Origin of the sequence: Streptomyces pseudogriseolus (genome assembly GCA_002154585.1) — a bacterium.
Classification (GTDB): Bacteria; Actinomycetota; Actinomycetes; order Streptomycetales; family Streptomycetaceae; genus Streptomyces; species Streptomyces pseudogriseolus.
Window position 1 is genome coordinate 1 of the sequence record MUNG01000512.1, and the last position, 944, is coordinate 944.

Consider the following 944-nt stretch of genomic DNA (forward strand, 5'->3'; position numbering starts at 1 on the left):
GCGCCGGGGCCCCACGCCTCGCCCCGTACGGCGTCGTCGACGCGGGTCACCCGGAGCGTGCCGGGGCCCACCGGGGTCAGGCTGGTGCGCCACGCGGCGCCGTCCGGGGTGGTGCGGAACGTCGGGTCGCCGGTGCCGCGGCGCAGCGGGCCGAGGACGAGACCCAGGTCCAGGGGGCCGTCCGGGACCCAGGTGCGGGTTCGCGGGGAGGCCGGTGCCCGGTGCGGTCGTCTGGGCGCGGGCATCGCCACATGGCCGCCGCGCACGGTGGTCCGTGTCGGGCGGGGAGCGAAGCGTCCGGCCACAAGGTCCCCCGGGGTGAGAGTGAAGAGCTCCTACGAGGGTAGGGCCTCGCTCACCGCACCTCGGTGAACCGGGCGGCGTCCCGCTCGGGGCGGGGGCGCGGTTCCTCGGCCGGGTGGCCCACCGCCACCGCGCCCATCGGGTCCCAGTCGGCGGGCAGGTCCAGGACCTCGCGGACCACGTCGCGGCAGAACATCGTGGACGACACCCACGCCGAGCCGAGCCGCTCGCCCGCGAGGGCCACCAGGAAGTTCTGCACGCCCGCGCCCGTGGCGACGACGAACATCTCCCGCTCCGCGCCGTCCCGGCGGGCGTCCCCGTAGTGGTGCGAGCCGTCCATGACCAGGCAGGGCACGACCAGGTAGGGCGCGTTGCGCAGGACGTCGCCGCGGCGGATCCGTTTGGCGATGGACTCCTCCGACTTGCCGTCCCGGCGCAGGTCCGCGATCCAGGCGTCGCGCATGGCGTCGAGCAGGCGGGTACGGGTCCCGGGGTTCTCGAGGAGGACGAAGCGCCAGGGCGTCGTGTGGTGGGGCGCGGGAGCGGTGACGGCAGCGGCGACCGCGCGGCGTACCGCACCGGGGTCCACCGGCTCGTCCGTGAACGACCGCACCGTACGGCGCTGGGTGACCGCCTGGCGC

The 944-nt window shown here is 76.4% G+C and carries 1 protein-coding gene and 1 pseudogene; both read right to left on the reverse strand.

Features of this window, described 5'->3' with window-relative positions; translation table 11 throughout:
• A pseudogene (locus CCN29_RS31970) lies at positions 1–305 on the reverse strand (DNA-3-methyladenine glycosylase 2 family protein); the annotation flags it as partial.
• Positions 306–355: 50 nt separating this feature from the next.
• The coding region (locus CCN29_RS31975) for a coenzyme F420-0:L-glutamate ligase (protein ID WP_086686031.1) at positions 356–944 on the reverse strand (589 nt) is incomplete at its 5' end.